This is a genomic window from Kitasatospora sp. NPDC059722, assembly GCF_042733235.1.
Classification (GTDB): Bacteria; Actinomycetota; Actinomycetes; order Streptomycetales; family Streptomycetaceae; genus Kitasatospora.
The window spans coordinates 58116-64334 of record NZ_JBHWGD010000053.1; the positions used below are offsets into that span (position 1 = coordinate 58116).

At 74.7% G+C, this 6219-nt stretch carries 7 protein-coding genes and 1 pseudogene; 6 read left to right on the forward strand and 2 right to left on the reverse strand.

The genetic code is table 11. From position 1 onward, the window contains the following. Positions 1–52 precede the first annotated feature (52 nt). Together ACFV4F_RS28875 and ACFV4F_RS28880 are read left to right on the forward strand one after the other, a co-directional pair. Entirely contained in the window at positions 53–334 is a 282-nt protein-coding gene (locus ACFV4F_RS28875) for a type II toxin-antitoxin system Phd/YefM family antitoxin (RefSeq protein ID WP_380441641.1), read from the forward strand. Beyond that, on the forward strand, positions 331–585 hold the full coding sequence (locus ACFV4F_RS28880) for a Txe/YoeB family addiction module toxin (RefSeq protein WP_380506743.1): 255 nt from the start codon (positions 331–333) through the stop codon (positions 583–585). Before ACFV4F_RS28875 ends, ACFV4F_RS28880 begins: the two co-directional genes overlap by 4 nt. A gap of 190 nt (positions 586–775) precedes the next feature. On the opposite strand, the gene ACFV4F_RS28885 is transcribed toward ACFV4F_RS28880, so the two are convergent. After that, on the reverse strand, positions 776–1438 hold the full coding sequence (locus ACFV4F_RS28885; protein WP_380506746.1) for an HAD-IA family hydrolase: 663 nt from the start codon (positions 1436–1438) through the stop codon (positions 776–778). Between the two features lie 94 nt (positions 1439–1532). After that, a pseudogene (locus ACFV4F_RS28890) lies at positions 1533–2662 on the reverse strand (dihydrofolate reductase family protein). Between the two features lie 149 nt (positions 2663–2811). Between ACFV4F_RS28890 and ACFV4F_RS28895 the strand changes: the two are divergent. From ACFV4F_RS28895 to ACFV4F_RS28910, 4 genes are all read left to right on the forward strand, one after another. Continuing rightward, positions 2812–3624, forward strand: a complete 813-nt coding sequence (locus tag ACFV4F_RS28895) for a methyltransferase domain-containing protein (protein ID WP_380506749.1) — start codon at positions 2812–2814, stop codon at positions 3622–3624. Between the two features lie 160 nt (positions 3625–3784). Then, complete coding sequence (locus tag ACFV4F_RS28900) at positions 3785–5233, forward strand: DUF4190 domain-containing protein (RefSeq protein WP_380506752.1); 1449 nt, start codon at positions 3785–3787, stop codon at positions 5231–5233. A 117-nt stretch (positions 5234–5350) separates the two neighbouring features. Next, complete coding sequence (locus ACFV4F_RS28905) at positions 5351–5515, forward strand: SPOR domain-containing protein (protein ID WP_380441651.1); 165 nt, start codon at positions 5351–5353, stop codon at positions 5513–5515. A 9-nt stretch (positions 5516–5524) separates the two neighbouring features. Beyond that, entirely contained in the window at positions 5525–5950 is a 426-nt protein-coding gene (locus ACFV4F_RS28910) for an NUDIX domain-containing protein (RefSeq protein ID WP_380441653.1), read from the forward strand. Positions 5951–6219: the final 269 nt, after the last annotated feature.

A 6219-nucleotide genomic window follows, 5' to 3' on the forward strand; every position in this document is an offset into this window, starting at 1 on the left:
ATGCACTTGAGTGGTACGTTATGTGGTACCGGTCATGGAAGGAGTTCAGTCGATGTCGATCACAGCCAGCGAGGCGCGCAAGGCTCTCTTCCCGTTGATCAAGAAGGTCAACGACGATCACGAGGCCATTGAGATCGTCTCCAAGCACGGGAATGCCGTGCTCGTCTCGGCCGAGGACTATGCCGCCTTGCGTGAAGGCTCCTACCTCTTGCGCTCGCCGGTGAACGCGCGCCGCTTGCTCAAGGCGTACGAGAACGCCCTTGGCGGCACAGGGCTTTCCGAGCGGGAGCTCATCGATCCTGATGCGGCGGGTGTCGAGAAGGGCGCCGCGTGAGGCTCGTCTTCGAAGAGGCCGGCTGGGAGGACTACACGTCCTGGCTCAAGAGCGACCGCAAGATGCTCGCTCGGATCAACAAGCTCATCGAGGACGTCCTGCGCGACCCGTTCACCGGGATCGGCAAGCCCGAGCCGTTGAAGTACCACTTGCCCGGTGCCTGGTCGCGGCGGATCGATGACGAGCACCGTCTCGTCTATCTGGTCACGGACCGGGAGATCATCATCCTGGCAGCCCGCTACCACTACTGATCGTCAGCAGCGGGTTCACGTCACCGTGCTGGTTCTGTGCTGACTTCGTTCGTCGGCAGGGGCGTTCTCGCAGGTTGCAGTGGTGTGATGGCAATTCCGCTTCAACGTCTGACCGCCGCCCGGTGCGGTGGACCGCCCGGTTCCGTGTTCGCACGGGGCCGGGCGGTTCGGCGTTCGTGGGTGGGGGAGCTCAGCGGACGGTGACGGTCACCGTGCCGTCGGGCTCGGTGGTGACGGTGACGGCTTCGAGGGTGTCGGCGTGGGCGTCGGGGCGGTGGGCGGCGGCGCGGGGGCCGATGCCGACGACGCGCAGGCCGGCCGCGCGGGCGGCGGCGATGCCGGCCCCCGAGTCCTCGAAGGCGAGGCAGTCGGCCGGGGGGAAGCCGAGTGCGGCGGCGCCCTTGAGGAAGCCCTCCGGGTCGGGCTTGCTCGCGCCGACCGACTCGGCGGTCACCAGGACGCCCGGCATCGGCAGTCCGGCGGCGGCCATCCGGACCCGGGCGAGCGGCTCGTCGGCGGAGGTCACCAGGGCGTGCGGGAGGCCGGCCAGCGCGGTGAGGAAGGCGGGCGCGCCGGGGACGGGGACGACGCCGTCGGTGTCGGCGCGCTCGGCGGCGAGCATCCGCCGGTTGTCGGCGAGGTTCTCCTCGGCCGGGCGGCCGGGCAGCAGCTCGGCCATCGTCGCGTGGCCCTGGCGGCCGTGCGCGACGGCGAGGACGGCGGCCGGGTCGAGGCCGTGCACGGCCGCCCAGCGCCGCCAGCAGCGCTCGACAACGGCGTCGGAGTCGACGAGGGTGCCGTCCATGTCGAGCAGGAGGGCGCGGGCGGTCAGCCGGACGGGGGCGGCGGGCATGGGTCGGGCTCCTCGCGGTGCGGGCCGGTGGGTGCCGGCGGGCGGCGGTGGACCCGGCGAAGACGAGCCCTTTGTTCAATGATGATACAAAAGATCATCCGAGCAGGTGGGCGTTGACCGCCCGGGCCTCCGCCGCCAGCTCCGCCAGCTCGACCACCTCGACCCCGGCCGCCTCCAGCAGCGCCGTGCCCTGGCAGTCGGTCACGAACAGGTCCGGCTCGCGCCAGGCCACCACCACCCGCGGCACGCCCGCCGCGATGATCAGCCGGGCGCACGGCACCGGGCGCGAGGCCCGCTGCCCGCACGGCTCCAGCGAGCTGTAGACCGTCGCGCCGCGCAGCCGCGGGTCACCGGCCGGGAGCTTGCCGAGCGCGGCCTCCTCGGCGTGGTCGTGCGCGTCCGTCTCGCGGCTGTACCCCTCGGCGAGCACCTCGCCGTCGGCGCCGACGACCACCGCGCCGACCGAGAAGGCGGTCCCGGACGGCGGGCAGAGGCGGGAGAGTTCGACGGCCCGGCGCAGGTGGTCGAGGTCGGTGGTCACGGGGCGGGCTCCTTCGGGGCGTACCTGAGCAGGACGACATCGCCCACCGTACGTGCCTCCAGCAGGCGCATCCGCCGCGCCGGTCCGCCCGGGAAGGCGGCCGGGTGGACGAACCGCGGCGCCTGCGCCTGGCCGACCAGCAGCGGGGCCACGGCCAGCTGGAGCTCGTCGGCCAGGCCCTGCGCGAGGAACTGGGTGTGCACGCTGCCGCCGCCCTCGACCATCAGGCGGCGCACGCCGCGGGCGCCCAGGTCGTCCAGCACCGCGCCGAGGTCCACCGCGCCGCCGAGCGCGACCACGTCGGCCAGCCCGTCCAGCGCCGGGCGCAGGGCCGCCGCGCCGGCGTCCGTCGTGTACGCGACCTTGCCGCCGCCGGTGTGCCAGAACCGCAGCGCCGGGTCGAGTGCGCCGCTCGCGCTGAGCGTCACCTTCAGCGGGTACGCCGGCCGGCCGGCCGCGACCCGGGCGGCCCTCCGGCCGGCGTCGTTGACCAGCAGGCGCGGGTTGTCGGCGCGCAGGGTGTTGCCGCCGACCAGGATCGCGTCGGCGGCGGCGCGCTCCTCGTCGACCCGGTCGAAGTCGGCGGCGTTGGAGAGCAGCAGGCGCTCGGGGGAGGCGTCGTCGAGGTGGCCGTCGAGCGACACGGCGGCGCTCAGCAGGACGAAGGGGCGCGGGCCGGGCATGGGGCGGGACCGTTCTGTCGGGAGGCCTCCACGGTACGGCGGGCGGTGGGGCGGGCGCCGCCGGGTGGCCACCATATGAGACGAATCTTCTCGCGATGCGAGAACAGGAGTAGCGTCGGGGGAAGCCGAACACGATCGAGGGGGATCCGATGAGCGGAACGTCCACCGTCTACACGCACGGCCACCAGGAGGCCGTGCTGCGCTCGCACCGCTCGCGCGGCGCCGCCGACTCCGCCGCCTACCTGCTGCCCGAACTGCGCCCCGGGCAGGCCCTGTTGGACGTCGGCTGCGGGCCGGGCACGATCACCGCCGACCTGGCCGAGCTGGTCGGTCCGAGCGGGCGAGTGGTGGCCGTGGACACCTCCGCCGAGGTGCTGGAGCAGGCGGCCGAGTACGTCGCCGGGCGGGGGCTGTCGAACGTCGTCTTCGAGGTCGCCGACGTCCACCGACTGTCCTACCGTGACGGCGAGTTCGACGTGGTGCACGCCCACCAGGTGCTCCAGCACGTGGCCGACCCGGTGGGCGCGCTGCGCGAGATGCGCCGGGTGCTGGCGCCGGGCGGCGTGGTCGCGGCCCGGGACGTCGACTACGCCTCGATGACCTGGTACCCCGAGGCGCCCGCGCTGGACGACTGGCTGGCGCTCTACCGGCGGACCGCGCGCGCCAACGGCGGCGAGCCGGACGCCGGGCGGCGGCTGCTGTCCTGGGCCCGGGCGGCCGGCTTCGCCGAGGTCGCCGCCACCGCCACCACCTGGACGTTCGCGACGCCCGAGCGGTGCGCGTGGTGGGGCGGCATGTGGGCGGACCGGACGGTCGACTCGGCGTTCGCCCGCACGGCGGTGGCCGCGGGCTTCGCCGACCGGGCGGAGCTGGAGCGGATCGCGGCCGGCTGGCGGGAGTGGAGCGGCGCCGGGGACGCCTGGTTCTCGATGCTCCACGGCGAGGTCCTGGCGCGCGGCTGAGGGGCGGGGAACAAAGGGCGGGCAGGCGTTCGAAAAGATCGGGTAAAGTCGCGCGACCGTTCGTTGTCGGGCCCGTTCGGGTCCGAGTGGTGTGCCGAAGGCCGCCGAGCGGCGCAGAACGCCGAGCTGACGCCCGCACCGCCGGGCCGGGGGAGTCCACGTGTCCAAGCCCGATCCCGACGCGCCCGTCCCCGGGCCGGAGAACCCCGCGCCCGCCGAGAACCCGGTGGCCCCGGCGGACCGGGTGGACCGGGTGGACCTCGGCAAGGAATCGGCCCCGCCCGCCGAGTCTCCGCAGCCCGCGGACATCCCGGCGGACCGGGTGGACCTCGCCAAGGCCGACATCCCGGCAGCTCCCGCCGACGCGGCCCCGCCTGCCGCCGCCCCGGCCCCCGCCGACCCGTGGGCCGCCCCCGCCGGGGCCCCGCCCCTGGCGCCGCCCCCGCCGCCGCCCGTCGGGGCAGCCGGGGCCACCGGGCCCGCCGGGGGCTGGGCGTCGGTGCCGCCCGCCGCGTACTCCGGCTTCCAGCCCGGTTACCCGTACGGCTACCCCCAGCCCCCCAAGCAGGTCAACGGGTTCGCCATCGGAGCCCTCGTGACCGGCCTCGTCTGCGCGTGGCCGGTCGCCCTCGTGCTGTCGATCGTCGCGATGGTCCAGATCAGGAAGCGCGCCGAGCGCGGCATGGGCATGGCCGTGACGGGCCTGGTGTTCGGCGTGTTCGGCGTCATGGTCACGGTGTTCGGCGTCCTCGGCGCCGTGCTGGGCCCGGTCGACCGTGCCGACTCCGGCGCGCCGCCCAAGGCCCCGGCCGGCTCGGTCCGCTGGTCCGCCCTCAAGTCCGGGGACTGCTACAGCTCCCCGGACGGGGGCAGCCGGGTCGACCCGGACGGCGGCGACGAGACGGTGTACTGGGTCCGCAAGGTGCCCTGCTCCGCCCCGCACCACGGCGAGGTGGCCGGCACCGCCAGGACCCCGGCCGGCGACAGCCGGACCTACCCGGGCGAGTCGGCGATCCGCGAGCGCGCCGCGGAGCTCTGCCGCCCCGTGCTCGACAACTACGCCCTCGACCAGTGGGCGATCCCGGACGGCATGGACGAGATCTACCTCTACCCGACCGCCGGCAACTGGAAGTACGGGGAGCGGTACATCACCTGCGCCTTCGAGGACCGCGACGCCGAGCACGTGGGCACCGTCCGCACCGACCGCGGCAGCCTGACCTCCGCCCAGCTCGCCTACCTGGAGGCCGTCCGCGGCTTCAACACGGCCTACGCGAACCAGCCCAAGGGCGAGGTCGCGACGGCCGGCTCCGAGTACGTGACCTGGGCCGGGCGGATGGCGGCCGCCTCCCGCGCCGAGGCCGAGCAGCTGTCCCGCACGACGACGTCCTGGCCGGACGCCGCGAAGCCGAAGGTCGCCGCGCTGGCCGCCGCCCAGCGGGACGCCGCCACCGCCTGGGAGTCCGCAGCGCGGACGACCGACCCGACCGCGCTGGAGGGCGAGATCCGGCGGGCGAAGCTGCTGACGGCCAAGACCACCCCGCTCAGCGTGGACGCCCGCCGCGAGCTGGGCCTGTCCACCGGCGAGCAGGTGCCCGACCTCCGGGTCTGACGCGCCGTCTTACCCGGAGTTAACCCGGCCCGTACCTGCCGGTAGCGAGCCGCCCGTACGGTTCGGGACAGGTATCCCCGGCCCGACCCCCACGCAGGCCGGGGATACGCTCCCGCCATGAGCACCTTTCGGGTGATGCGGCAGGACGACAACGGCAACCGCTTCGTCGTCGCGCGGGGACTGGCGAAGGACGAGGCCGAGCGCCTCGCGGCGGAGTTCGAGGCCCGCGGCCACAAGCAGCTCTACTGGACCGAGGCCGAGCGCGCGGCCGGGGACGCCTAGGCTCGTGCCATGAATCCCGCAACCGTGAACATCGAGGAGCAGGCCGCCGTCCGGATCGTGATCGGCGGCGTGATCGTCCGGGCAGGGCGGGTGCTGGCCGCGCGCCGCAACACCCCCGCGGAGGTGGCCGGGCGCTGGGAGTTCCCGGGCGGCAAGGCCGAGCCCGGCGAGACGGAGTCCGAGGCGCTGGAGCGCGAGCTGCTGGAGGAGCTCGGCGTGCACGCCCGGGCGCTGGAGCGGCTGCCCGGCGCGTGGGCCGTCCGGCCGGGCCTGGAGCTGCACTTCTGGGCCGCCGAGCTGCTCGACGGCGACCCCCGTCCGCTCCTGGAGCACGACGAGCTGCGCTGGCTCGGCCCGGACGAGCTGGACTCGGTCGACTGGCTCGACCACGACCGGGACGTCCTCCCGCACGTCGCCGGCCTCCTGGGCACCTGAGCCCCCACCTGTCGGCGCGAGCCCGGCGCCGCGCCAGGTAGGTCAATCGGACAAGACGACCCGGCAGCCGGGATAGCCTGGGTTCTGCTGGGTATGTCACTTTTCGGCACGTTTCGTCACCATCGGTGAGCCGCCCCAGCCGGCGCCGCCGATCCCGACCAGAGCCGGAGGCCCCGTCGGTGTCGAATACCGGTAACGGCGGCGGGGGAGCACGGCGGACAGGCACCGCGGGGAGCGCCGCCGCCCGCGCCCGGCTGCGCCGCGGCGCC